The 25,159-nt window shown below is 39.8% G+C and carries 25 protein-coding genes; 5 read left to right on the top strand and 20 right to left on the bottom strand.

Annotation, left to right across the window (positions count from 1 at the left end; all coding sequences use genetic code 11):
• Positions 1–57: 57 nt before the first annotated feature.
• From ACOQO5_RS14490 to ACOQO5_RS14455, 8 genes are all read right to left on the bottom strand, one after another.
• Positions 58–1,269, bottom strand: coding sequence for an NAD(P)-dependent oxidoreductase (locus ACOQO5_RS14490; RefSeq protein WP_420582404.1), 1,212 nt, complete (start codon positions 1,267–1,269; stop codon positions 58–60).
• A gap of 257 nt (positions 1,270–1,526) precedes the next feature.
• Entirely contained in the window at positions 1,527–2,294 is a 768-nt protein-coding gene (locus tag ACOQO5_RS14485; RefSeq protein ID WP_420582403.1) for a TIGR00266 family protein, read from the bottom strand.
• Between the two features lie 25 nt (positions 2,295–2,319).
• Positions 2,320–2,508: a hypothetical protein gene (locus ACOQO5_RS14480; RefSeq protein ID WP_420582402.1), complete on the bottom strand. Its 189-nt coding sequence runs from the start codon at positions 2,506–2,508 to the stop codon at positions 2,320–2,322.
• The gene (gene gltX, locus ACOQO5_RS14475; protein ID WP_420582401.1) at positions 2,501–4,042 is read right to left on the bottom strand and encodes a glutamate--tRNA ligase; all 1,542 of its coding nucleotides are present in this window, start codon (positions 4,040–4,042) and stop codon (positions 2,501–2,503) included. Before gltX ends, ACOQO5_RS14480 begins: the two co-directional genes overlap by 8 nt.
• A 72-nt stretch (positions 4,043–4,114) precedes the next feature.
• Positions 4,115–4,492, bottom strand: coding sequence for a RidA family protein (locus ACOQO5_RS14470; protein WP_420582400.1), 378 nt, complete (start codon positions 4,490–4,492; stop codon positions 4,115–4,117).
• Between the two features lie 2 nt (positions 4,493–4,494).
• Entirely contained in the window at positions 4,495–6,330 is a 1,836-nt protein-coding gene (gene glmS / locus ACOQO5_RS14465) for a glutamine--fructose-6-phosphate transaminase (isomerizing) (protein WP_420582399.1), read from the bottom strand.
• A gap of 5 nt (positions 6,331–6,335) precedes the next feature.
• Complete coding sequence (locus tag ACOQO5_RS14460; RefSeq protein ID WP_420582398.1) at positions 6,336–7,739, bottom strand: DUF4270 family protein; 1,404 nt, start codon at positions 7,737–7,739, stop codon at positions 6,336–6,338.
• Positions 7,723–8,535, bottom strand: coding sequence for a glycogen/starch synthase (locus ACOQO5_RS14455; protein WP_420582397.1), 813 nt, complete (start codon positions 8,533–8,535; stop codon positions 7,723–7,725). The genes ACOQO5_RS14460 and ACOQO5_RS14455 overlap by 17 nt, the downstream gene beginning before the upstream one ends.
• Before the next feature lie 117 nt (positions 8,536–8,652).
• Between ACOQO5_RS14455 and panC the strand changes: the two genes are divergently transcribed.
• The 5 genes from panC (at position 8,653) to ACOQO5_RS14430 (ending at position 13,623) form a co-directional block, all read left to right on the top strand.
• A complete protein-coding gene (panC, locus tag ACOQO5_RS14450) occupies positions 8,653–9,510 on the top strand; it encodes a pantoate--beta-alanine ligase (protein ID WP_420582396.1) in 858 nt (285 codons plus the stop codon).
• On the top strand, positions 9,507–10,514 hold the full coding sequence (locus tag ACOQO5_RS14445) for a lysylphosphatidylglycerol synthase transmembrane domain-containing protein (protein ID WP_420582395.1): 1,008 nt from the start codon (positions 9,507–9,509) through the stop codon (positions 10,512–10,514). The genes panC and ACOQO5_RS14445 overlap by 4 nt, the downstream gene beginning before the upstream one ends.
• Before the next feature lie 45 nt (positions 10,515–10,559).
• Entirely contained in the window at positions 10,560–11,246 is a 687-nt protein-coding gene (locus ACOQO5_RS14440) for a zinc metallopeptidase (protein WP_420582394.1), read from the top strand.
• Positions 11,247–11,439: 193 nt separating this feature from the next.
• Complete coding sequence (locus ACOQO5_RS14435) at positions 11,440–12,579, top strand: acyl-CoA dehydrogenase (RefSeq protein WP_420582393.1); 1,140 nt, start codon at positions 11,440–11,442, stop codon at positions 12,577–12,579.
• Between the two features lie 123 nt (positions 12,580–12,702).
• Complete coding sequence (locus ACOQO5_RS14430) at positions 12,703–13,623, top strand: helix-turn-helix domain-containing protein (RefSeq protein WP_420582392.1); 921 nt, start codon at positions 12,703–12,705, stop codon at positions 13,621–13,623.
• Here ACOQO5_RS14430 and ACOQO5_RS14425 read toward each other — a convergent pair.
• From ACOQO5_RS14425 to ACOQO5_RS14370, 12 genes are all read right to left on the bottom strand, one after another.
• Positions 13,609–14,373, bottom strand: a complete 765-nt coding sequence (locus ACOQO5_RS14425; RefSeq protein WP_420582391.1) for a geranylgeranylglyceryl/heptaprenylglyceryl phosphate synthase — start codon at positions 14,371–14,373, stop codon at positions 13,609–13,611. The genes ACOQO5_RS14430 and ACOQO5_RS14425 overlap by 15 nt on opposite strands.
• Positions 14,342–14,716: a hypothetical protein gene (locus ACOQO5_RS14420; protein WP_420582390.1), complete on the bottom strand. Its 375-nt coding sequence runs from the start codon at positions 14,714–14,716 to the stop codon at positions 14,342–14,344. Before ACOQO5_RS14420 ends, ACOQO5_RS14425 begins: the two co-directional genes overlap by 32 nt.
• Positions 14,700–15,062: a phage holin family protein gene (locus ACOQO5_RS14415; RefSeq protein ID WP_420582389.1), complete on the bottom strand. Its 363-nt coding sequence runs from the start codon at positions 15,060–15,062 to the stop codon at positions 14,700–14,702. The genes ACOQO5_RS14420 and ACOQO5_RS14415 overlap by 17 nt, the downstream gene beginning before the upstream one ends.
• 54 nt (positions 15,063–15,116) lie before the next feature.
• Positions 15,117–16,556, bottom strand: coding sequence for an SLC13 family permease (locus ACOQO5_RS14410; RefSeq protein WP_420582388.1), 1,440 nt, complete (start codon positions 16,554–16,556; stop codon positions 15,117–15,119).
• The gene (locus ACOQO5_RS14405) at positions 16,556–17,746 is read right to left on the bottom strand and encodes a M20 metallopeptidase family protein (RefSeq protein WP_420582387.1); all 1,191 of its coding nucleotides are present in this window, start codon (positions 17,744–17,746) and stop codon (positions 16,556–16,558) included. The genes ACOQO5_RS14410 and ACOQO5_RS14405 overlap by 1 nt, the downstream gene beginning before the upstream one ends.
• 120 nt (positions 17,747–17,866) lie before the next feature.
• Complete coding sequence (locus ACOQO5_RS14400) at positions 17,867–18,403, bottom strand: SPOR domain-containing protein (protein ID WP_420582386.1); 537 nt, start codon at positions 18,401–18,403, stop codon at positions 17,867–17,869.
• Between the two features lie 51 nt (positions 18,404–18,454).
• On the bottom strand, positions 18,455–21,802 hold the full coding sequence (secA, locus tag ACOQO5_RS14395; protein WP_420582385.1) for a preprotein translocase subunit SecA: 3,348 nt from the start codon (positions 21,800–21,802) through the stop codon (positions 18,455–18,457).
• A gap of 98 nt (positions 21,803–21,900) precedes the next feature.
• The gene (gene dapF / locus ACOQO5_RS14390; protein WP_420582384.1) at positions 21,901–22,671 is read right to left on the bottom strand and encodes a diaminopimelate epimerase; all 771 of its coding nucleotides are present in this window, start codon (positions 22,669–22,671) and stop codon (positions 21,901–21,903) included.
• 116 nt (positions 22,672–22,787) lie between these two features.
• On the bottom strand, positions 22,788–23,141 hold the full coding sequence (gene rplS, locus ACOQO5_RS14385) for a 50S ribosomal protein L19 (protein ID WP_420582383.1): 354 nt from the start codon (positions 23,139–23,141) through the stop codon (positions 22,788–22,790).
• Between the two features lie 102 nt (positions 23,142–23,243).
• Positions 23,244–23,936, bottom strand: coding sequence for a tRNA (guanosine(37)-N1)-methyltransferase TrmD (gene trmD, locus ACOQO5_RS14380; protein WP_420582382.1), 693 nt, complete (start codon positions 23,934–23,936; stop codon positions 23,244–23,246).
• The gene (rimM, locus tag ACOQO5_RS14375) at positions 23,926–24,456 is read right to left on the bottom strand and encodes a ribosome maturation factor RimM (RefSeq protein ID WP_420582381.1); all 531 of its coding nucleotides are present in this window, start codon (positions 24,454–24,456) and stop codon (positions 23,926–23,928) included. The genes trmD and rimM overlap by 11 nt, the downstream gene beginning before the upstream one ends.
• Positions 24,457–24,462: 6 nt before the next feature.
• On the bottom strand, positions 24,463–25,149 hold the full coding sequence (locus tag ACOQO5_RS14370) for a 30S ribosomal protein S16 (RefSeq protein ID WP_420582380.1): 687 nt from the start codon (positions 25,147–25,149) through the stop codon (positions 24,463–24,465).
• Positions 25,150–25,159: the final 10 nt, after the last annotated feature.

The following is a 25,159-nucleotide window of genomic DNA, read 5'->3' as shown; positions in this document are numbered from 1 at the left end:
TGCAAAGATATATTAGTTGAGAGACTTTCGAATATGTGCCGTTAGTTATTTGAGCTTTTACTCTTTGCCATCTGCATAATCTTGCAAATAAGCATAATAAGAGGTCAGTTTTCCATTCTTGGCAATTGTCGCTCTTTCAATGATTAAGTCAGGATCATTACCTAATAGACAAGGGAGAACATTGTTTACCAATTCTTTTCCAAAGTCTTCAGAGGCATTTCTAGGCAACTCACAAGGTAGGTTATCTACGGACATTACAGAAATATTACCTTCATCTGAAAATGGAGGCATCTCTCGCCCTGTAGTTGGGTCGTAGTCAAACACCGGTTCATCAATAGTTGCTGGACGAATAGTGGATGGAATTGAACCTTCGATATCGCATGTTACATCCGCGATGATGTTGATTTTGAAATCACGATGAGTAGCTTCCTCTCGAGTGAAAAGAACTGGTGCAGCCGGATGCCAATAGGCGCAGGCAATCAAAAGATCCGCGCACTTTGCATATTGATAAAAATCTGATTCGAAATTTTCTGGATGCTCGAAAAACTCAGACCTTGTAAAATCCTTATCTTCTTTGTGTTTGTTGTAGTCTCTACTATTCAATTGAGTAAACACTGGCTCCTGGAAATCTTCATTCACGAATCGTTCAGGCGTGACCTTCCGGATGTTTAATCCTAGCAAAACTTCCATAGCCCCTTTAGCCACACGACCACCACCTGTGATCACTATTTTAATATTGGGAAGTTTCACCTTATTGAATTCTGTCTTCATATCCTCCAAATCGAAGCATTCATGTGCTCGTCTGATATTGAAGAGATTATATCTTTTCCCAAAAGACCAAATACCGTTGTAGGCACCTACGATCCCTGCATATCGCCCGAATGCAATAATGCGCTGACCGTTAGCATCAGTCAAAGTTTCGTAATCTATGAGTCTAATATTTTTATCTAGCACTTCATTGAGCAACTCCCGATTGTACTCTTGCTTTTTTATCGTATGAGAAAAAAAGAAGTAAGTTTTGTTTGGGATCAATTTGCCAAGAGGCACTTCTTTGACACCAAATATGACATCACAGTCATCTACAAGATCAACTAATTCAACGCCTTCCCTGCTGTAGTCATCATCAGAAAAGCATCTGATATCACTTTTCTGGCAAACCAAGTCAACGCCAGAGAAATTCTCTTTAATTAGTTTGGCTTGAGATGGAATGATGGCTACACGTCGGTCGATCGGAATTTTACCTTCTTTTAGGATGCCAATTTTAGTCATTTGCTAAGGGTTATCTGAGTATCATGTTGTGCCGCAAATATGCTTCATTTTTGCTCGAATTGAAATGACTACAAAGACTTCATTTCAACTATCGCCATCCTCCGATGCGAGGAAGGAGTGTTTGGTGGATCTGTTATTTTAAGCAGATGTGCATGAGAGCAGTCTGCTATGACTTACAGTTTGTCTGAATTGATATCATGACAGCCTATATAGTAGGCGTGTATCCAAATCAATCGGGCAATAACGGATTCCCGATACTACTCCAGAAAATCTCCTAAAATGGAAGAGGCTTCTTTGGATGAGTTTTTACCATACGGTGCGATGGCCTGGATGAGTTTTCTGATAGGCATAGACTGGAGCCATACTTTCCCAGTTCCTTTCATAGTGGCAAGAAACATTCCTTCACCCCCAAATACCATAGATTTGAGGCCTCCGGCGGACTCAATATCAAAATCAAGAGTAGGTTCAAATGCCACTACACAACCTGTATCAATTTTTAATGTTTCGTTGTTAAGTTGCTTTTCGATGACCGTTCCGCCGGCATGCACGAAGGCCATTCCGTCACCTTGTAGTTTTTGTAAAATGAATCCTTCGCCACCGATTAAACCTGACCCTAATCTTTTGTTGAGCGTAATGGAAACTTTTGTACCTAACGCTGCGCATAAGAATCCATCCTTTTGAACAATTAGTTCCTGATTTGGTGATTGTTGTAGATCAATTGGTATTACTGTGCCAGGATATGGTGCTGAAAAGGCCACTTTTTTCTTGCCGGCCCCATGATTGGTAAAGTGGGTCATAAATAGTGATTCACCAGTCAAAACCCTTGTGCCGGCTGAAACCAATTTCCCTAAAAAGCCTTGATTCGGTTCGGAGCCATCTCCCATTTTGGTTTCGAAAGAGATGCCGTCTTCCATAAATAGCATAGCACCTGCTTCTGCTACTACGGTTTCTCGAGGATCTAGCTCTATCTCAACGATTTGAATGCTTTCGCCTTTGATCTCATAGTCGATTTCGTGACTTCTCATGTAGGGTGTAATTTAAGTTTAGGAATTAATTTTTGATGTCGTCCAAATCATCCCGATCTTTTAGTTTTTTGTCTTCCACATTTTTATTTAGAAATTGATTGAGCTCATCAATTTTCAATGAAGACTTGATTTCTCCGAATGAATTAATGTTGACTTCAAATCCCTCTAATTCGGGATTGACAATTGGTTTTTTCTTTTTTTCTTTTTTACTCATTGTTGGTTGCCTGATCAAAAGCACTGGTTGCCTTTTTTATACGATCAGATACCTCATTTGTTCCGAGTACTTCCATGATCTTCATGAGGTCAGGACCGCCGGCTTCACCAGTGATGGCTACTCTCAATATTTGCATGACCATGCCAACTTTGGTGTCATTCTCAGTGGCCGACTGTTCCAACGTGGCTTGGAAGTCTTCTGATTTCATTTCCACAGTAGATATTTTTTCCACGAAAGTGGTAAACACAGCCTTTGCTTCACCTTTCCATTTCTTACGAACCACTTTATCTACAAATTCAGTAGGGGCAGAAAAGAAGTATTGTCCTTTTGAAAGTAATTCTGGAATAAAATCGATGCGTTCCTGTAGCAATTCTGCAATAGCCAATGCTTTTGAATCATCGCATGTTATAGCGGCTGCTTTTGTTTGATCCAGCAGTAGTGCAGCTAAATCTGAGGGTTTCATCTTTCTGATGTATTGCTGGTTGAACCAGATAGCCTTATCAATGTCGAATTTGGCACCTGCCTTACTGATTCTTTCTATAGAGAATGCTTCGACTAATTCATCTAAACTGAAAATCTCGTTTTCTGTCCCAGGATTCCAACCGAGGAAGGCAAGGAAGTTGACAAAGGCCTCGTTCAGGTAACCTTCTTCTTTAAACCCTTTCAATGATGCATCCTCTTCGGTTACTTTCCATTCCATTGGGAAAATTGGAAATCCGTGTTTGGCAGCATCTCTTTTGCTGAGTTTGCCGTTTCCATCAGGCTTCAATAGTAAAGGTAGATGGGCAAATTTAGGCATATCCTTTTCCCAGCCTAGATATCTATATAGCAGCACATGCAGTGGGGCAGAAGGTAACCACTCTTCTCCACGAATAACATGGGTGATTTTCATTAAATAATCATCCACAACATTGGCCAGATGATAGGTCGGCATGCCATCGGACTTCATGAGTACTTTATCGTCCATTGTAGAGGTATGCACATTCACCCAGCCACGGATCATGTCATTGAGACGGATGTCCTCCTTCGCCGGAACTTTGATTCTGATCACATAGGGTTCACCAGAATCCAGGCGTTGCTTTACTTCTTCCGCGGAGAGAGTCAGCGAATTCTTCATGGTGTTTCGAGTGATCGAATTGTAATTCAAAGAATTGGCTTTTGCTGCTTTGAGGGTCTCACGCATATCGTCCAATTCCTCAGTTGTATCGAAGGCATAGTAGGCTGTACCTTCATCGATCATTTGTTGTGTGTATTTTTTATATAAATCCTTACGCTCGGATTGTTTGTAGGGGGCGTAGTCCCCTCCTTCTTCTGTGCCTTCATCAATTTGAATCCCACACCATGCCAGGGAATCTTTGATGTATTGTTCAGCGCCTTCAACAAATCGAGATTGATCCGTGTCTTCTATTCTGAGGATAAATTTTCCTCCATTCTTTTTAGCAAATAGATAGTTGTATAATGCAGTTCGCACGCCTCCAATGTGTAGGACGCCTGTCGGACTTGGTGCAAATCTTACTCTTACTTCGTTACTCATCGATCAATCAGTTATAAAACAAAATGCCGGAGAATATCCGGCACGGCAAATTTATCAATATTTCAAGCTAGTTTATAATACTGCAATGCAGGAAATTTCCACATTCACATTTTTTGGTAAACAGCTTACTTCTACTGTTTCTCTTGCAGGAGGATTGATTGTGAAATACTCACCATAGACTCCATTGATTTTACCAAAATTTCCCATATCACTCACGAAGATTGAACATTTCACCACATTGGAATAATCAGCACCTGCTTCTTTTAGAATGGCACCCATATTTTTCATCACCTGGTGCGTTTCCTCTTCAATATTATCTAGCAACAAATTGTCAGTCCCAGGAACTAAAGCAATTTGTCCTGAAATATATAATGTGTTTCCAGCTAAAGTAGATTGGCTGTAAGGACCAATCGGTGCGGGGGCGTTTTCGCTGTTAATGATTTTGTGCATGATTATTCAACGGTTACAGATTTGGCTAAATTTCTTGGTTGATCCACGTTGCAGCCTCGCATAACTGCTACATGATAGGATAGTAATTGCAAAGGAATAACAGAGACTAAAGGCATCAAGGCTTCTTCACATGGCGGTACTTCTATTATGTAATCGGCAAGAGCAGGAATCAAAGCATCTCCCTTAGTTACAACTGCTATAACTACCCCTTTTCGAGCTTTTACTTCTTGGATATTTGAAACCACTTTGTCGTAAGAGCTGTCACGTGTGGCGATGAAAACCACCGGCATTTCTTCATCGATCAATGCAATTGGGCCGTGCTTCATTTCAGCAGCAGGATAACCTTCAGCATGAATGTAGGAAATTTCTTTCAGCTTGAGTGCTCCCTCCAAAGCAACTGGAAAATTATAACCTCGACCTAAATAAATAAAATTTGTTGCATCTTTGAAGCGCTCAGCAATCTCTTCGATTACATCATTATTATCTAGTACTTCTCTTATTTTGGCTGGTATACTTGCCAGCTCAACCAATAGTTCTTTATACCGTGTCTGAGTGATCGTTCCTTTTTTATGAGCGACACTTATAGCAATCATTGTCAAAACAGACAATTGACCAGTAAATGCTTTAGTGCTTGCTACACCTATTTCGGGTCCTGTATGCAGATAAGCACCTTCATGAGTTACTCTTGAAATGGAAGAACCTACAACATTCACAATTCCCAGAATGATAGCCCCTTTCGATTTGGCCAATTCAATGGCAGCTAAAGTGTCTGCAGTTTCTCCTGATTGAGAAATTGCAATTACAATATCTCCCTCATGAATCACAGGGTTTCTGTATCGGAATTCTGAAGCATATTCCACTTCAACAGGAATCCTACAATACTCTTCAAACAGGTATTCTGCAACCAAACCTGAATGCCAGGAGGTGCCACAGGCCAATATGATGATTCGTCGGGCATTGATAAGTGCCTGTGAATATTCGTAGATACCACCTAATGTTAGTGTTCCGTTTGTTGCGTCTAGCCGACCTCGCATGCTATCAGCGATAGAATTCGGTTGCTCGAAAATTTCTTTTAGCATGAAGTGCTCATATCCACCTTTCTCGAGCTCTTCGAGTTTCATTTCAACTTTCTGGATGTAGGGCGTTTGCTCCACATCATCAATGTTGGTGATTTTGAAATTGTCTCTATGGACTATAGCTATCTCTTTATCTTTAAGGTAAACCACTTCATTGGTATATTCTATAATTGGAGTAGCATCAGAGGCTATGAAAAACTCATTGTTGCCTACGCCCAATACCATAGGGCTCCCTTTTCGGGCCGCTATTAGTTGATCCGGATTGTCTTCATTCAGAATAACAATAGCATATGCTCCCTCAACAGCATGAAGGGCTGATCGGACGGCTTGTTCTAGATTGCCTCCGTTCTGTTTTTTTATATCTTCTATGAAAGTAATGAGCACTTCTGTATCAGTGTCGCTCTCAAAAGCATACCCTTTGGAAAGGAGCTGCTCTTTTATGGTATCATAATTTTCTATGATCCCATTGTGAATAATTGATAAAGACTTATTTGCTGAAAAATGGGGATGAGCATTTCTATCATTTGGCTCTCCGTGGGTAGCCCATCTTGTATGGCCAATCCCAATAGTTCCATTTATTGTTTTTCCTTCAACAGATGATTCGAGATCTGCAACTTTTCCTGCTTTCTTGTGAATTTTGAGGCCTTTGTCATGTACTGATACTCCTGTACTATCATATCCTCTGTATTCAAGTCTTTTCAAGCCTTTTATAATTAAAGGAAAGGCCTCTTGATGACCAATATAGGCAACTATTCCACACATAGTTTTTAATCGGGAATGGTGTAATAAAGTTTTATTCTAAACCCAGATTCTTCGTCAAAGATTGAGAAATCTGGTGTTGTAATATCCGTGGGCATCAAAATCGCATGATCAACTTCAAGAGATTTGTTTTCCACTAATTGACCAAACAAAGTTGGTATGCCTTGATAAATCAGTGTTGTATTATCAAGTTCAGTTGTTAACACCTCCGAAGTACCAGATAGATATCCATTGTCTGTTAGGATTGTCGTATTGAATAACTGATTTGCTATTAATCCTTGGGCATTAATTTTAGAACCATCCCCTGCGTCAACAAACATAAAGCGCATATTTGGTGTATTCGCATAGAATTGGGAATTCTCCTGAGTTTCTAAGGCGAACTCCATTCGGTTTACTTGGATATTTGGATGGTCAGCAAAAAAATCTTTCAAAGGAGCTAAATCAAGTTTAGGAAAAATTCCACTTGCTGGTTGTAGATAGACGTTACCGTCATTCACAAGAAACTCATTGTAATCTCCATTTTCTGCCATCATTAACGACCCACTTCTGTCAGTTGAAATATTTGAATAATACATTCCACTGCCTCCCAATGTAATATCCATCGTAAGTGAATCTGTAAAAAGAGAATCTTTCACAATACCACTTTCTTCGTAATAATCTTGAATGTGATAATGAATTTTGATTGAAGTAGAATCATTTGGACTAATCCCAATGAGCGCAGTATTGGATGGGTCTGGCACAATCGCGATTCCTTTATAATCATACCAAGTAGATGCGTTGAGACTAATACTTTCATCTTTCACATATCCTATTAATTTTTCTCCCATGGAGTCATTGAGCCTAAAAGAAAGTAGATAAGTGCTATCATCTTCCAAGTATCCAATTTCAGACTCACTTAGATTGAAGCTAAAAGAGCCTTCTGGCGTCGCTGGGTCATAAGGAGCATTGAAATCTGATAGATAAAATGCACCAGCAAATAATGTATCTTGAACTTGATATATGTTAAATGATTGACTTGAAAGAATGTCATTTGAATGGACTTTTTTAATATCCATGTTCAAAACGATGGAGTCAAAAACAACTGGATCTTTACCAAAGTCTATTAAATCATCGTCATAGGTTGGGCTACTCGGAATGGCCGTAAGGAAAGTAAGCCGAGAATAGGCCGTACTTGTTGTGGTCCCGAAAATTGGGTCAGAATTCCTTCCAATCAACAACCTTACATCATTGCTAGTTCTAATACTATCAATTCTCACATTGGTTGCTTCCAAAGGAATTTCAGTATATAAAACTTTAACACTTAGGCCCTCTGGGTCTAGCCCAAGACCAATGTCATGGGAATCTTCACACGAAAAAATGGTTAGAGCTGCGATTATCAACAGCCCATACCAGTTTTTATCCAACAAGTTCATTATATAAGTTAAAATAGGAGTCTAAAAAGTTGTCATCTTTTTGAATGGTTTCTACTTTTTTGTCTTTTGGAGCAGAAGAAATCAATTTATCTATGATTTTGTTTGTCTCATTCTTAGACTTAATGACAGCATCAGCATATTCGATGCCTAGCTTTACAAAACCTTCAAAATCTTTTGTGTTGAGATGCTCCAACATACTCTCTTCGATGTCCATCATCATCACTTTGTTGATGAGATCACCTTCGAATTTGTGTTCAAATTCGTTGTCATATAAAGTAAAAACGGACTTAGAATCCTTGAAAATAGGGTCGTTTTTATAGGTCGTTTTTAAATAGAGTGGAATTAGGCTTGTCATCCAATCATTACAATGCACAATGTCCGGTGACCATCCTAGTTTCTTTACAGTTTCTAATACTCCTTTACAGAAGAATATAGCGCGCTCATCGTTGTCCGCGTGAAAATTCTCTTCCTTATCAAAAAAGACTGATTTTCTGTGAAAATAGTCTTCGTTATCTATGAAATATACTTGAAGCTTGGCGTTTGGAATAGAAGCTACTTTAATAATAAGTGGCTTTTCCTCATCTCCTACAGCAATGTTGATGCCTGAGAGCCTTACAACTTCATGTAATCTGTTTTTTCTTTCATTGATCAATCCAAACCTTGGAACCAATATCCTTATTTCCATTCCCCTCTCTTGCATCGCCTGAGGCAATGCTCTCACAAAATCGGCTACTTCTGTGGTTTGTAGAAAAGGATTAATTTCACTTGCCACATAGAGTATTTTGTACTTTGACATAAACCGTGTTTTTAGTTTGATAATTTCAAAATGACCACAAAATTACACTATTTTTGGATCATTTTCAACAGAGGAATGGAGTTTAAACGGATATAGTTGGCTGAGTAGCAGGAAATAATGGAAATATTTGACAGTATAGCTGAACTCCGACACTATTTGGATTCAAAGAGGCACAAAGGCCTTACCATTGGTTTAGTGCCTACCATGGGAGCTTTGCACAACGGGCATGCGGAATTGATAAAAAGATCCGTCGAAGCATGTGATATTACATTGTGTAGCATTTTTGTGAATCCAACGCAGTTTAACAACCCTGAAGATTTACTGAAATACCCAAAACAGGTCGAAAGAGATCAGGAATTATTACTTTCAATTGGATGCAACGCGGTTTTCACCCCATCTGTAAGGGAAATGTATCCGGACGAGGAAAAGACTCTAGACATGAATTTTGGTGCGCTCGAATCTGTACTGGAGGGCGCATTTAGACCAGGACATTTTTCGGGGGTCAGTGTAGTTGTTTCTAAACTTTTAAATATTGCTCAGCCTGATATGGCGTTTTTCGGCCAAAAGGATTTACAACAGCTGGCTGTAATTAGAAAACTTGTAAATGACTTGAATATTAGGACTAGAGTCATATCAGTGCCCACAGTGAGAGAAAATAGTGGATTGGCTATGTCGTCAAGAAACCAAAGATTAGCCAATGAGGAGGTCCTATTGGCATCTAGTTTTTATCGGGTACTAAAATCCTCAAAGGAGAGAGCACTTAAAGGCGAATCAATAGAATCTGTATTAAATTCGGCCCGACTAGAGTTGGAAAGAAAAGGTGGTATTGAATTGGAGTATGTAGAGGTCGTGAATTCTAATACGATGGCTAGAATAAAAAGCCTTGAAGATGCGAATAACATCTCTATTTGCATTGCCGCTTACATTGGCGGAGTCCGCTTAATAGATAATTTGTATATAAAACAAGAGCATTGAAAATTTCATCAATTATTAAATATAGCCTTTCACTCGTTTTGGCAGTGTTGCTATTTTATTTTGCCTTTCGCAATGTATCCGTCGATGAGTTTCTGGATAAAGTTTCAGAGGTGAATTATTGGTGGGTGATATTGTCCATTTTACTTTCATTGATGAGTCACTGGTTACGCGCTTATCGATGGAATTTGATGCTAAAACCTCTAGGATATGATAGATTGTCTGATGGGAGAACTTTTTTAGCAGTAATGACTGGTTATCTAGCCAATCTGGCATTTCCAAGATTAGGAGAAGTGACAAGGTGCGGTGTAATGAAAAAGAATGAAAAGATTCCAATGAGTATTTCTTTTGGAACCGTTATTACTGAACGAACCATAGATTTTCTGATCCTTTTGTCACTAATAATTCTAGATTTCATCATAGAATTTGATAGAGTATATGATTTCTTTATAACAGCTGTAGGGTGGGATACTCAAGTAGATCATACCATGTATATTATTCTAATTTCCTCCACTCTTGTTGCTTTAGGGGTTATTGGAATATTAATATTAAAAAGAATTCTAGAGCATGAGTTTGAAAATAGTCTGCTTCAGAAAATTCATAGAGTCCTAACGGACATAGTGAATGGCCTACTTTCCATTAGAAAAGTTCAGAATATTTTTGGGTTTGTAGCTTCTACAATTGGAATTTGGGTTTTTTACTATTTGATGAGTTTTGTCATTTTCTTTTCTATAGGAGAAACATCCGGACTAGGGTTTGGTGCGGGGTTATCGATTTTAGCTGCTGCAGGAGTAGCCATGGCGATGCCGGTTCAAGGCGGCATAGGAGCCTATCATACTTTGGTGAGTGGGGTGTTAATTATTTATGGAATAGAGGCTACAACTGGCTTGTTTTTTGCGACTCTTCTGCATACTTCTCAATTGATTTGCATATTGTTATTTGGAGGGCTGAGTGTTCTGGGAACAGTGTTTATCAATAGAAAGAGAAAAACAGAAATGGCATCGTAGCCGTTAGGTCTAATTAGGTAAATTGAATAATTAAATTATATAAAAATGTTGATCATATTTTTAGTCTTTTTTGTTGTAGGGCTGTATGTAAGCAATAGGCTCAAAAGCAAGTTTAAAAAGTATTCCCAAATAGGTTTAAAGTCTGGTCTTTCAGGGCGCGAAATCGCAGAATTGATGTTGAGAGATAATGGCATCAATGATGTGCAAGTTATCTCTGTAGAAGGTCATTTGTCAGATCACTACAATCCAGCCAATAGAACAGTGAATTTAAGCCCTGAAGTATATTCAGGAAGAAGTGCTGCTGCTGCTGCAGTAGCAGCGCACGAGTGCGGTCATGCTGTGCAACATGCTACAGCCTATAGTTTCCTGGAGTTTAGGTCTGCCATGGTTCCTATTCAGAATTTGAGTTCTAAAATTTTGAACTTTATTCTCATTGGGATGTTCTTTTTTGGATTTGCTATGCACTCCTTTGGACTGGAAACCATCTTTTTGGTAGTTGTCGCAGCTCAGTTTGTAATCACTTTGTTTTCTTTAGTGACCCTTCCTGTTGAGTTCGATGCTAGTAAGCGAGCTTTGGCATGGATAGATCAGAGAGGAATAGTGACTAGCGAGGAACATGGCATGGCTAAAGATGCTTTGCATTGGGCGGCTATGACTTATGTGGTGGCTGCTTTGGCTGCTATCACTCAGTTATTGTATTTTGTCATGCTTTTCTTAGGCAGTAGAGACTAGACCTGTCAAACATAAGATATTGTGAAGGATTTGAACATTGTTCAAATCCTTTTTTTATATATTTGTATGCATACATACTATTTAATTTCAGAATAATATGTTGAAAATGCGGTCATATGCCAGTTATTCAGAATAATGATTTGCATGGCAGATTGATAACAAATTATATTTTGCAACTAAAACAATTCCCAAAATGAATTTTGCACTAACAGAAGAACAATTAGCGGTTAGAGATGCGGCCAGAGAGTTTGCTCAAACAGAGCTTTTGCCAGGCGTCATTGAGCGTGACGAAAAACAGCAGTTTCCCGCTGAGCAGATCAAAAAAATGGGTGAACTGGGATTCATGGGGATGATGGTTGATCCAAAATATAATGGAGGAGGAATGGATACAGTATCCTATGTGCTGGCGATGGAAGAGATTTCTAAAGTAGATGCTTCGTGTTCTGTTGTCATGTCTGTGAATAATTCGTTGGTGTGTTGGGGCTTGGAAAAGTTTGGAACCGAAGAGCAAAAGCAAAAATATTTGACCAAGTTGGCTACTGGCGAGTGCATTGGAGCATTCTGCCTTTCTGAACCAGAAGCAGGGTCTGACGCCACTTCCCAAAGGACTACGGCTGAGGATAAAGGAGACCACTACTTACTAAATGGAACGAAGAACTGGATTACCAACGGTAGCAGCGCCTCTTTTTATATTGTAATGGCTCAAACGGATGTGGACAAGAAGCATAAAGGGATTAATGCGGTGATTGTAGAAAAAGGAATGGAAGGATTTACCATTGGTCCTAAAGAAAACAAACTTGGAATTCGAGGTTCGGATACGCATTCTTTAATGTTTCAAGATGTGAAAATCCCTAAGGAGAATCGAATTGGAGAAGATGGTTTTGGTTTTTCCCTTGCGATGCAAGTGTTAAATGGTGGACGAATTGGCATTGCTTCTCAAGCGCTGGGTATTGCTAGTGGAGCGATGGAGCTGGCTATAAAGTATTCCAAAGAGCGTCAATCATTCGGAAAACCGATCAGTCAACATCAAGGAATACAATTTAAATTGTCTGAAATGGCTACGAATATTGAAGCCGCACGACTCTTATGTTTGCAAGCTGCGGCTAAAAAGGACCGGAAAGAGGACTTCGTAAAAGAAGCTGCTATGGCCAAATTATTTTCCTCCAAAGTAGCCATGGAAACTACCGTAGAGGCTGTTCAGGTGCATGGAGGCTATGGTTTCGTTAAGGAATTTCATGTGGAAAGATTGATGCGAGATGCCAAGATTACACAGATTTATGAAGGCACATCTGAGATCCAAAAAATCGTAATTGCCAGAGAGATATTAAAATAGTATAAATAGTCCTTCGGTATTAATTTATTTATAATCTTTGTATTTATTATACATTATATTAGATTTATACAATAATACCAATGGAAATTAGCCTGATTCGAAAGGCTACTCCGAAATAATTCAATGGAGGACTACAATAAGATCATTGAATCTCTATCCGTAAGATTCATCTCAGCTAAGAATATTAATATTTTACAACCACTTACGGTTGAAAACTATTATGATGTAGAAAATGTGTTCATCTATGTGCACAAAGGAGAGGTGAGATTTGGCAAGGAAAAAGAGCTTGTCAAGGAGAATGAAATCCTATTTGTACCAGGGGGTAAGATGGTAGGATTGACGTATGGAAGTGGCAATTCTATGAATTTGTCCAATGATGATTTTATAAATAATAAGGAAAAATTTTTCCAAACTAGTGAGGAATTCAATCCGTTGCCTGAGCATGAGAACATCACAATGATCAATTTTGAGGCGAAGGTATTCGATACAGTGAATTTCTTTGCTTCGTTGGATATTCCTGCTTTCGTGATTAAAGGCAATCACAACCTCATTTCATTGGTGAAGTTAATTGTTACGGAAATCTATTCTGACAAACCGGGCAAAGCCAGAGTGGTGAATCTGGAAACAGATCATTTGGTAGTAGAATTGATCAGGCACATTCTCAATAAAGGGCTGTTTGTGGAACAGCTTGCTACTAATTCTACTTATTTCAAAGACCCTAGATTAATTGATATATTCTCATTTATTAAAGATAACCTTCAAGAAGATTTGTCTAATAAGGTTTTAGCCAACGTGGCGAATGTTTCGGAGGATTATGTTGGACAATATTTCAAAATGCTTACTGGTATTAATCCTCAGGATTATATCGAATATCAGCGTATGGAAATGGCGGTAAACATGCTCCGAACCACCAAAAAGAGTATCAGAGAAATTGGAAAAGAAGTTGGGTATAAAGATACAGCCTACTTTTGTAGAAGGTTCAAAATGATGTTTGGCATTCCTGCAGGAAAAATGAGAAGAAGAGAGACGCTAATGAACGTCTAACTTTGCGTTGATTGCATGTATTCTATCAGAAACCTGAATTAGGAAATCTTCTTTCTTTTCTATAGCGTTTCCAATCACAATCATATCAGCTCCAGCTTCAAGTGCTTTATTTACCCGGTTGATTGAATTTAATCCGCCACCAACTACCAGAGGAACTTCAATGGACCTGGCTACAGTAGAAATAAGTTTTTGAGGAATTGGGTCTTCTGCACCACTTCCGGCATCCAAATAAATAGTTTGCATTCCAAGCATTTCGCCTGCCATAGCAGTACATGCCGCTATAGTTGGTTTGTTTGAAGGAAGAGGGACAGTATTACTCATATAGCTTGCAGAAGTAGGCGCGCCAGAATTGACAAGCATATATCCCATAGGGATGATTTCCAATTTGCTCTTCTTCAATACTGGAGCAGCTAATACATGTTGTCCAATAAGAAAATCAGGATTTCTGCCCGAGATTAAGGAAAGCAAAAAAATGGCATCAGCGTTGGAATCAATCTGGATGTGATTGCCTGGAAAAATAATCACAGGTATTTCGCAGTTGGATTTGATTATTGATACAACCCTTGAAAAATTATCATTGGTCATAAGACTACCTCCGACCAATAAATAGTCCACTTTGTTTTCTACACACAAGTTGATTAGACGCATGAGTTTGCCTAATTCAATTGCTTTGTCCGGGTCAATAAGAACAGCTAGCGATCTTTCCTTGCTAGCTTTTTTATCTTGAAGTTGATTCAGCAGCTTTTTCATCTTTGGCGTTCTTGCTGTTGTACTTAGAGAATTTTTCTATGGCTAAAGGTATTATTTTTTGCAAAGCAATGGATACCACGGACGCAGTGATTGCCGAAGGTTTGTTTCCTGATGCTTTGAATTTTTTCTTTTTCTTTTTGATGTTTGGTTCTGGCGCAACCAGTTTGTAGAGAATTGCCGCAGCCAATACACCTGCGCTTATAACCGCCAAAGTTTTTAAGGTGTTTTCCAGTTTCGACTCAACTTCTTTGGCTTCGTCTTCCAGTTTGGCAACCAATTCCCGTTCCTTGGACAATAATTCTTCTCTTTTTGATGGAATCAATTGATTACTCTGTTTCGTCATTTGATTTTTCATTAGAAATATTCTCCATCAATGTAGCTTCGAAAAATGCCTTCAATTTTCCTGATTTCAACAGGAAGAAAACAAGTAGCAAAAACAACATATAAATACCCGCGACGATTAAATATCCTATCGCCTCATGTTGAAAAAAGGAATTCAGGAAATGGGCAAGCGCAATACTTAGAAAAGTAACCATCAGCCCTGAGATGACAAGAATGACCAGGTAGGCGATCATTTGTGCCAAAATATTGGAGAGGTGTTCTGTAAGGTCAAGCTTGAATAGCTCAAACTTCACTCGAATATATTCGGCGAAAGTTTCCTTTAGTTTACTGATCTTTAATATATCCACTTGCTATGCTATCGATTATGGCATAAATATAAAGGATATCAATGATACAAAAGATTAGTTGGATGAAGATAAGAAGGAAGAAATGTCCAGTGTCCAGACGAAAGGCATAACCACATAAACTACAAATGTGATCAAAAGAATAGAGAGAATATTAAGGAGTATGCCTGCTTTGATCATGTCTTGCATTTTGATCGTTCCAGCACTAAATGCAATGGCATTTGGTGCTGTAGCTACTGGCAGCATAAATGCGCACGAGGCAGCCAGAATAGCCCCAACCATTAAATAATAAGGGTGAGCGCCAATAGAAACAGCTAGTGCTGCTAGTATGGGCAATACCATGCTTGCGGTAGCAATGTTGGAAGTAATCTCAGTCATGAAGTTGACTGCAGCTACTATAAGTAAAATCAATAGCACCAGTTCCAGATTTCCCCAATGATTGAGTAATTCCCCGATCCAAGCAGCGAGATCCGTTTTGGCCACTGCATTGGCTATGGATAGACCTCCTCCATACAACACCAATATCCCCCAAGGTACCTTGCTCATCAATTGCCAGTTGAGAAGTTTTCCTCCCTCTATATTTGGGATGAGGAATAAACAGAGTCCTCCGAATATACCAATGGTTGTATCATTTAGTCCAGGTATAATAGGGTTGAGTAAATAGGTTCTTGAAAGCCAACAGAAAGCAGTAAATGAAAAAACTGCCAGTACCCTTTTTTCTTCTACACTCATTTTTCCCAATTCAGCCAATTTTTCTTCGATCCCTGCCCCAGCAAGATTCATATTGGGTGATATTCTAAAGGAAAACCTAGTGAGAATCAACCAAGTGATACTTATCATCAGAATGGAAAAAGGAAGGCCAATCATCATCCATTCTAGGAAATTAACTTCTACGCCAAAAGTGTCTTTAATTACACCTGCAAACACAATGTTAGGAGGAGTTCCTATTAGCGTGGCCATTCCACCAATGGAAGCAGAATAGGCAATGGCCAAAGGCAGAGCTTTTGCAAAATTTTTCTCTTCATCTAAATTGGAGATGACCGATAGACCAATAGGAATCATCATTAATGTAGTAGCGGTGTTTGATATCCACATGGATAGAAATCCAGTGGCTATCATAAATCCCAGAATTAACCGATTTGGATTTGAGCCCAGAAAAGCAATGATATTTAGAGCAATACGTTTGTGAAGATTCCATCTTTCGATAGCTATAGCGATCATAAATCCTCCTAGAAACAGAAAAATCAATGGGTGCGCGTAGGGGAAAGTGGTGGCTTTCATATCCATGGCTCCGGTGATTGGGAATAACACCATAGGCAGCAGAGCGGTGGCCTCAATAGGAATGGCTTCAGTCATCCACCAGATGCCGACCCAAGCAGTGGTCGCAAGCACAGCCCTTCCTTCTTGACTCAATCCTTCGAGAGGCAAAAAGAAATAAAGAATGAAAAATGACGCCGGTCCCAGCGCTTTACCGATAAGCTTTCTGTTAGGTGCCATTAAGCATTTAACTCATTGATGGCTAACCAAGCCATTAGACCTGGTCCATGTGATAAAGCATCTTCGTCAATATCAAATGTAGGCGTATGTACACCTGAAACTATGCCTTTTTCTTCGTTTCGCGTACCTAGTCGATAAAAACAGGCATCCACCTCCTGTGAGTAATAAGAAAAGTCTTCTGCTGCCATCCATATATCAAGCTCTACCACATTTTCTTTGCCCATATAGGCTATGGCTGCTTGTTTGGCTCTTTCCGTCAACTCAGGTTCATTTTTCAAAAATGGATAGCCTACTTGAATATTGAAATCACAGGATCCGCCCATGGACTCAGCCATACCTTCGGCCATTTTTTTCATTTTGATATGCGCTTCTTTTCGCCAATCTTCGTCGAGCGTGCGAAACGTACCTTCAATTTTTACTTCATTTGGAATGACATTAGTAGCTCCCATGGCTTGCACTTTACCAAAACTCAATACACTTGGAATTTTTGGTGCAGCCATACGGCTTACAACTTGCTGAAGCGCAATAATAATGTGTGAAGCAATGACGACGGGGTCCACATTATGCTCTGGCAAAGCCCCATGCCCTCCTTTGCCAGTGACGGTCACATATAATTCATCTGCGCTGGCCATATACATACCTTTTCGGAATCCAACTTTCCCAACAGGAACTAAAGGCATAACATGTTGCCCGATGATGGCATTTGGTTTGGGGTTTTCTAGAATGCCCTCTTTAATCATCAATGAAGCGCCTCCAGGAAATAGTTCTTCGCCGGGTTGAAAAATGAACTTAATAGTGCCTTCAAAATCTTCTTTGACTTGATTTAAAATATTGACAGTTGTTAAAAGTGAAGACGTATGTACATCATGGCCACAAGCATGCATAACCCCTTCATTTTTTGACTTGTAAGGTTTGTCGCTGTCTTCAAAGATTGGAAGGGCGTCCATATCAGCCCGCAACGCAATAACTTTTTTGGTTGGGTTCTTTCCTTCAATAATGGCCTCAATCCCATTTCCAGCAATACCGGACTTTATTTTTACGCCTAATTCTTTTAGTTGAGCGATAACATATTTGGCTGTTTCAGTTTCTTGAAACGACAGCTCAGGATTTGCATGAATATGATGCCTGTTGGCGATGGTTTCCCTGTGAAGTGATTCGGAGAGGTTCTTTATTTTATCTAGTAGCGCCATGGATGAATTTTTGGTAATTTAATGAAATTCACCAAGTTGATTAAGACAAAATAAGACACTTAGATTTATTTAAAAACTATCTAAAGTACTGTGAGTTTAATTGAAGGAATGATAAACAAATTAGTCTCCAATTTTTATTTTCACAGGTACCAGTACAGCCCTCGAAAAATGATTTTGCAGCGTCACAAAATCTGTGTTTGCTTCAAGTCTTGAATAGTATTCACCAACTCTGACTTTATAGTTTGGTTGATCATAACTCACACGGGGGCGCTGTTCTTCGAGCACCTCGTAGACTTTCACTTTCACTTGATTGGCTTTGTCTCTGTTATTGCCTGAGTAGAGTTGAATAGAAAAGCCATCCACGTATTTGATGTTTTCTCGAGACTTTTTAATTCTATAAAGCACCGTATCCAATTCCGTTTTAATGTCATTGGTAGGGGTCACATATTCAACAGTTGACGTGTATGATTCTTCTGTTGAATTTTCTGCTGCTACAGTTTCATCTTCTAGTGTATAAGAAGGTCTGTAAATAGATAAGTCTTCTTCATACACAGCATTGCTTGTACTTGTTGAGGCTGTGGGCGCACAGAACTGCAAGAGAGTAGCAATGGTGACAATTGGAAACACGATGGCGGACTTTGATACAATGGTTTTCAAAATACGAAATTTAAAATAACTGGTCAATAACTCAAGTTACAAAGTCAGTATCTAACTTTCAACAATTACACATTTTCCCTGAGCAACATCTGCCTCTACACTTTTGAATTTCACATCTTCTTTTAATGTGCCATCTGCATATTGTGCAGTCACTCTGTCGTTTCGGCCATATACTTTCTCCGACTTGATCGGTGCAGTTTTTTCTACCGGTGCTGTACGGTTGTTAGCTGCTAGAGCTGAGCCACTATCTGCTTTGGATTCGCTATAGTTCTGAGCGGCTCTTTGTTGACGAGCTTCTTGGACCTCATCTGGTTCCTGAACCGCTATTTCTGATTTGGTCAAAAAGGATACGGTATCTTCATTTACCCGAGCCAAAAACTGCTTGAACATTTCGAAGGCTTCAAACTTATAGATCAATAGTGGATCCTTTTGTTCGTGAACAGCCATTCTAACCGACTGTTTCAAGTCGTCCATTTCACGTAAGTGTTCTTTCCAGCTTTGGTCAATGATAGCTAGAGCGATCATTTTTTCCATGGCTTTTATCATTTCGCGGCCTTCCGTCTCGATTGATTTCTCTAAGCCAGCTACCACACCGATTTGTTTTTTGCCGTCGCTGAATGGAATTTGAACTTCTTTTACAGTAGCCCCTCTGGTCAATTGAATATTCTTTAATACCGGCAAGGCACGCTCCGATACCATTTTGTTCTTGGCGTGGTATGCATTCAATGCTTCATGGTATAGGTCTTCTCCTAATTGCTCAGGACTTTGACCAGCAAATTTCTCTTGATCCACTTTAGTGTCCATGCCTAAGATGCCCAGGCAATTCAACTTCAGACTGTCAAAGTCACCAGATGCTTTAGCATTAATGGCGATATCATCAGCAGTGTCATAAAGCATGTTAAGAATGTCAAGATCTAGTCTTTCACCGTAAAGAGCGTTCTTTCTTCTTGAGTAAATCACTTCACGTTGCGAGTTCATCACATCATCATACTCGAGAAGATTCTTACGAGTAGCAAAGTTGTTTTCCTCAACTTTAGTTTGTGCTCTTTCAATGGACTTAGTAATCATGCTATGCTGAATGACCTCTCCTTCTTCCAATCCTAATCTATCCATGATTCGAGCGATTCTGTCAGAGCCAAATAGTCTCATCAAGTTGTCTTCCAAACAAACAAAGAACTGAGAAGAACCCACATCTCCTTGTCGACCAGACCGACCTCGAAGCTGTCGATCCACCCGCCTGGATTCATGTCTTTCGGTACCAATGATCGCCAAACCACCTGCTTCTTTCGACTCAGGAGTCAACTTAATATCCGTACCACGACCAGCCATATTAGTAGCGATAGTCACGGTGCCAGGTTTACCGGCTTCCGCCACTACATCTGCTTCTTTGGCATGTTGTTTTGCATTAAGTACTTGATGCTTGATGTTCTTCATGGTCAGCATTCGGCTAATCAATTCAGATATTTCTACTGAAGTTGTACCGACAAGAACCGGTCTTCCAGCTTGGGTCAATTCTACAATTTCATCAGCAACAGCATTGAATTTTTCACGGATGGTTTTGTAAACCTTGTCCTCCATATCCTTTCTTTGGATCGGACGGTTGGTTGGGATCACAATCACATCCAGTTTGTAGATCTCCATGAATTCACCCGCTTCAGTCTCGGCCGTACCCGTCATACCGGCGAGCTTATGGTACATTCTGAAGTAGTTCTGCAATGTGATGGTCGCGTAGGTTTGCGTAGCGTCTTCTACTTTTACATTTTCTTTCGCTTCGATCGCTTGATGGAGTCCGTCAGAATATCTTCTACCATCCATCACACGACCGGTCTGTTCGTCTACAATCTTTACCTTGTCTTCTACTACGATGTATTCTGTATCTTTCTCGAAAAGGGTATAGGCTTTAAGCAGTTGGTTTACAGAATGGATTCTTTGTCCTTTTACGGAGTAGTCACGAATCAACTCTTCTTTCTTGTGGAGCATGTCGTTTTCACTCAAAGAAGTGTCTTGCTCCAGCTGTGCAATCTCTAATCCAATATCTGGTAGAATGAAGAAATTCTGATCTTCTCCTTCTCCTGTAATCAAGTCAATACCTTTATCAGTAAGCTCTATACCATTCGTTTTTTCATCAATTGTGAAGTACAAAGGCTCATCAGCTTCTGGCATCAATTTTTGATTGTCAGCCAGATAAATGTTTTCTGTTTTTTGAAGAACCTGACGGATACCAGTCTCACTCAGAAACTTGATCAAAGGCTTGTATTTCGGCAATCCTCTAAATGCTCTGAATAGTGCTAATCCGCCTTCATTTTCATTGCCTTCGGCGATTAATTTTTTAGCTTCATTTAGGAATTGTGAAGTGGTCTTTCTCTGAGCGTCTACTAATTTGCTGATTCTTGGCTTTAGTTCGTAAAATTCGTGTTCGTCTCCCTTGGGAATAGGCCCTGAAATAATCAATGGTGTTCTGGCATCATCAATCAATACCGAATCGACTTCATCGACCATAGCAAAGTGGTGCTTGCCTTGCATCAACTCATCTGGATGACGAGCCATATTGTCTCTTAAATAATCAAAGCCAAATTCATTGTTCGTGCCGTAAATGATATCACTTTCGTAAGCAGCTTTTCTCTGTGGTGTGCTTGGTTGGTGTTTATCTATACAATCTACCTTCAATCCATGGAATTCAAAAAGTGGTGCGTTCCATTCCGCATCTCTTTTGGCTAAGTAGTCATTCACAGTAATGACGTGAACCCCTCTACCTGAAAGTCCATTCAAGAAAGCTGGAAGTGTGGCTACTAAAGTTTTGCCTTCCCCCGTAGCCATTTCGGCAATTTTGCCTTGGTGCAGTACGACACCTCCGAGTAGCTGAACGTCGTAATGAACCATATTCCAAACTACATCTTGGCCGAATGCTTTCCATTCATTATGCCAGGTGGCAGTTTCACCATTTATTTCTATATGTTCTTTAGTCGCTGCCAACTGCTTGTCCATCATGGAAGCTGTCACAGTCAATTTTTTATTTTCTGTCAGGCGTCGTGCAGTGTCTTTTACGATGGCAAATGCTCGCGGCAGGATGTCGAGCAATTTCTCTTCAAGCTTCTCGTCTCTTTGCTTTTCGAGTGCATCGATTTTATTAAAAACGTTTTCTTTTTCAACGATGTCTAGATCAGGGTTGTCTTCTACCTGCTGATGCAAAGCAGCCATTTCGTCATCTATAGACTTGAGGTACTCAGCAATTTCTGTTTTCAACTCCTGAGATTTGCCTCTCAGTTCATCGTCTGAAATCTGGGCTAATTTCTCATATTCACCATTGATCAAATCCACATAAGGCAACAACTCCTTCAAATCCCTATCCGCCTTGGTACCAAATACTTTGGCTATGCCTTTTGTAATAATATTTAACATGAATATTTACGTTTTTATTGAATCGGTAAATTTAATTTCTTTTTTGTTCTAGACGTGAATCTGGAAGGGGTAATAACAAAAAACGAACCGATAGTTTTTTATATGTCATACTGTCCGACAAAAACCTGCTCGGCAGGCCCGATCAGGCAGATGTTTATGAAGGAATTGTCGCTTTTTTGTTCGAACTGTACTTCGAGTTTTCCGCCTTTGGCTTCTATAGCGATGGGGCTCTTCAAGCCCTGATTGGCTGCCGCTAATGCAGACGCCGTAATGCCTGTGCCGCAGGATAGTGTTTCGTCTTCTACACCTCGTTCGTAGGTGCGAACGAAAATGGTATTGCTTGGCTTAATTTCAACAAAGTTGACATTGGTGCCGCTTGGCTGATATGGATCTGAATACCTGATGGCTGCCCCTTTTGCAAAGACGTCTTGTACTTCCGCATTTTCTACAAATTCGATGTGATGTGGCGAGCCGTTGTTCAGGAAATAGTGAGAGTCGAATCGTTCGGGGCTATGTTGGTCTCGCATGTGCAAGTGAACCAGCCCAGATTTTATATCGGCTTCGTATTCACCATCTATGGTCAAGAAGTTCGTGTGTTCTTTGATTACACCTAGAAAATTGGCAAAGGCCACGGCACACCTACTTCCATTACCACAAAGGCTTTGACTTCCATCTGCATTGAAATAAACCATTTCAAAGTCAAGTGTCTCATGGTTCTCTATCAGAATGAGTCCATCGGCTCCAATACCAAATTTGCGATCGCACATTTTGCTCACCAGATTAGTGTTATGAGGGAATACACCTTCGCGGTTGTCGATCATCACGAAGTCATTTCCAGTGCCTTGGTATTTATAAAAGGTGATATTCATTTGCTAAAGTGAATACGTGAATGGTTTCTGTTTGACTACAAAACTAGAAACAAAAAAAGTCCCGTCCCGATAATTACCGGAACGGGACCTCAAAATCTTTTGGCAAAAGGGCCGAATTAAACTCTTTCTTTAATTCTAGCTGCTTTCCCTTTTCTACCTCTTAGGTAATACAATTTCGCTCTTCTTACTTTACCTTTTCTCAACACTTCGATTTTCTCGATGTTAGGAGAAAGCATTGGGAAAATTCTCTCTACGGCGATACCGCTAGAGATTTTTCTTACAGTGAAGGTCTCGCCATTAGAGCTAGGGTTTTTGATCTGTAAAACAGTGCCCTGAAACTGCTGAATTCTTTCTTTATTACCCTCTTTGATCTTTACGTGAACATTCACAGTATCGCCTGGGTTAAAAGAAGGCATTGCTGCTCTCTTCTCTTTGTACTCGTCTTCGATTAATTTAATTAAGTCGCTCATTTTATTAGCTTTATATGCCCTTCCAAAAATCGGACTGCAAATATAGAAATTTATTTTTTAAATAATTCAAAGGCATTCAAAATAAAATTGAAATTCCTTTAATCAATCTTCAGAATCTGAATTTTTAAGTAAATCAGGTCTTTTTGCCTTAGTTCTTTGCACTTGTTGGTCAAATCTCCAAGCTTCAATTTTTGCTTGATGACCAGAAGTTAGGACTTCTGGAACTTTCCATTCTTTGTATTCTGCTGGTCGCGTATATACAGGTGGAGCGATGAGGTCGTCCTGAAAAGAATCAGTCAATGCTGAAGTCTCGTCATTCATCACACCTGGCAATAATCGTATAACGGAGTCCGCCACCACAGCGGCAGCCAATTCACCTCCAGTCAAAACATAATCACCGATACTGATTTCACGGGTCACCAGATGTTCACGAACCCGTTCGTCGACTCCTTTATAATGCCCACAAAGTAGAATGATATTTTCATGAAGGCTCAATTCATTAGAAATGCCTTGCGAAAGTGTTTCTCCATCGGGGCTCATGTATATCACCTCGTCATATTCTCTTTCGGATTTGAGATTGGCAATACATTTGTCTATTGGCTCAATCATTAGCACCATGCCAGCGCCTCCACCAAAAGCATAGTCATCAATTTGATTGTGCTTGTTGATGGCGTAGTCCCTCAGATCATGTACATGTATATGTGCCAAGCCTTTGTCACCAGCTCTTTTTAATATACTCTGGTCGATCAAACCACTAAATGTGGCCGGTACGCATGTGATAATATCAATTCTCATCTTCAAGATAAATATCTATCAATCCTTCGGGGATTTCCGCGTCAATTCGGTTTTCCTTGAGATCTACTTTTTTCAGAATCTCGTCTTTGATTGGAATAAGAATTTCTTTTTCTTGATGAACAACTGAAATAAGATCTTGAGGTCCAATTTCAAACAGTTCCTTTACTGCACCTATATGTCTTCCTTTATCATATAGTTCCATGCCTACCAATTGATGTAAGTAGTACTCACCTTCCTTGAGTTCTGGCAATACGTCTAGTGGTAAATAGAGTTGACAAGAGACTAGCGCTTTAGCTTGTTCTATATCATCCACTTCTTCAAACTTCGCAATTGATTTATTTGGGTTGATTTGAAGATATTCAATAAAAAATGGAATCAACGAATCGTTCTGTTGAACGAGCATTGATTCCATTTCCTGATATTCAGAAGGATTGTCAACATCTAAAAAAAGTTGAACCTCTCCCTTTAAGCCGTGGGTCTTGATTACATGACCAATTTGGTAGCAATCATCAACCGTCATCCTATATTATTCTGCGGCCTTGTCTTCTTTCTTAGGAGCCTCTTCAGCAGGCTTTTCCTCTGCTGCTGGAGCTTCTTCTTTAGCTTCAGATGCTGGCGCCTCTTCCTTCTTCTCCTCTACTGCTGGAGCTTCAGTTGCTGCTTCTGCCGCTGGAGCTTCCTCTGCTGCAGGTGCTTCTTCAGCCGGAGCTTCTGCTTCTGCTTCTGCTTTGGCTGCTGCTTCAGCTTCATCAATTGCTAATCTCTTCTTAGCAATTTCTTCTGCTCTGGCTGCATTCACTTTAGCCTCTGCTTCTAGCTTGGTTTTGTTAGCTGCATCCTTAGCTTTCGCTAATGTGTCAACTTTACCCTGAACTTTAGATTCTTTCTCCTTCATCCATGCTTCGAATTTCTTGTCAGCATCTTCTTGAGTGATTGCACCTTTGTTTACACCTACTTGTAAGTGTTTTTTGTACATCACACCTCTGTATGAAAGAATTGCTCTCGCTGTATCAGTAGGCTGTGCTCCATCCATAACCCATTTGAAAGCTCTTTCTTCATCAATGCTGATGAATGCTGGGTCAGAGTTTGGGTTGTACGAACCTAACTTCTCGATAAATCGGCCATCACGTGGCGCACGGGCGTCTGCTACGACTACATCGTAAATTGCCTGTTTTTTTCGCCCTCTTCGGGCTAGTCTAATTTTTACTGCCATTTTATATGGT

The organism is Reichenbachiella sp., assembly GCF_965223055.1.
Lineage (GTDB): Bacteria > Bacteroidota > Bacteroidia > Cytophagales > Cyclobacteriaceae > Reichenbachiella.
This window is presented reverse-complemented; position numbering and strand designations above follow the sequence as displayed.

Bases quoted from the DNA above. Each gene is read 5' to 3' on its own strand.
- ACOQO5_RS14490 (WP_420582404.1), bottom strand. From the start codon at position 1,269: ATGACTAAAATTGGCATCCTAAAAGAAGGTAAAATTCCGATCGACCGA.
- ACOQO5_RS14485 (WP_420582403.1), bottom strand. From the start codon at position 2,294: ATGAGAAGTCACGAAATCGACTATGAGATCAAAGGCGAAAGCATTCAA.
- ACOQO5_RS14480 (WP_420582402.1), bottom strand. From the start codon at position 2,508: ATGAGTAAAAAAGAAAAAAAGAAAAAACCAATTGTCAATCCCGAATTA.
- gltX (WP_420582401.1), bottom strand. From the start codon at position 4,042: ATGAGTAACGAAGTAAGAGTAAGATTTGCACCAAGTCCGACAGGCGTC.
- ACOQO5_RS14470 (WP_420582400.1), bottom strand. From the start codon at position 4,492: ATGCACAAAATCATTAACAGCGAAAACGCCCCCGCACCGATTGGTCCT.
- glmS (WP_420582399.1), bottom strand. From the start codon at position 6,330: ATGTGTGGAATAGTTGCCTATATTGGTCATCAAGAGGCCTTTCCTTTA.
- ACOQO5_RS14460 (WP_420582398.1), bottom strand. From the start codon at position 7,739: ATGAACTTGTTGGATAAAAACTGGTATGGGCTGTTGATAATCGCAGCT.
- ACOQO5_RS14455 (WP_420582397.1), bottom strand. From the start codon at position 8,535: ATGTCAAAGTACAAAATACTCTATGTGGCAAGTGAAATTAATCCTTTT.
- panC (WP_420582396.1), top strand. From the start codon at position 8,653: ATGGAAATATTTGACAGTATAGCTGAACTCCGACACTATTTGGATTCA.
- ACOQO5_RS14440 (WP_420582394.1), top strand. From the start codon at position 10,560: ATGTTGATCATATTTTTAGTCTTTTTTGTTGTAGGGCTGTATGTAAGC.
- ACOQO5_RS14435 (WP_420582393.1), top strand. From the start codon at position 11,440: ATGAATTTTGCACTAACAGAAGAACAATTAGCGGTTAGAGATGCGGCC.
- ACOQO5_RS14430 (WP_420582392.1), top strand. From the start codon at position 12,703: ATGGAGGACTACAATAAGATCATTGAATCTCTATCCGTAAGATTCATC.
- ACOQO5_RS14425 (WP_420582391.1), bottom strand. From the start codon at position 14,373: ATGAAAAAGCTGCTGAATCAACTTCAAGATAAAAAAGCTAGCAAGGAA.
- ACOQO5_RS14420 (WP_420582390.1), bottom strand. From the start codon at position 14,716: ATGACGAAACAGAGTAATCAATTGATTCCATCAAAAAGAGAAGAATTA.
- ACOQO5_RS14410 (WP_420582388.1), bottom strand. From the start codon at position 16,556: ATGGCACCTAACAGAAAGCTTATCGGTAAAGCGCTGGGACCGGCGTCA.
- ACOQO5_RS14405 (WP_420582387.1), bottom strand. From the start codon at position 17,746: ATGGCGCTACTAGATAAAATAAAGAACCTCTCCGAATCACTTCACAGG.
- secA (WP_420582385.1), bottom strand. From the start codon at position 21,802: ATGTTAAATATTATTACAAAAGGCATAGCCAAAGTATTTGGTACCAAG.
- dapF (WP_420582384.1), bottom strand. From the start codon at position 22,671: ATGAATATCACCTTTTATAAATACCAAGGCACTGGAAATGACTTCGTG.
- rplS (WP_420582383.1), bottom strand. From the start codon at position 23,141: ATGAGCGACTTAATTAAATTAATCGAAGACGAGTACAAAGAGAAGAGA.
- trmD (WP_420582382.1), bottom strand. From the start codon at position 23,936: ATGAGAATTGATATTATCACATGCGTACCGGCCACATTTAGTGGTTTG.
- rimM (WP_420582381.1), bottom strand. From the start codon at position 24,456: ATGACGGTTGATGATTGCTACCAAATTGGTCATGTAATCAAGACCCAC.
- ACOQO5_RS14370 (WP_420582380.1), bottom strand. From the start codon at position 25,149: ATGGCAGTAAAAATTAGACTAGCCCGAAGAGGGCGAAAAAAACAGGCA.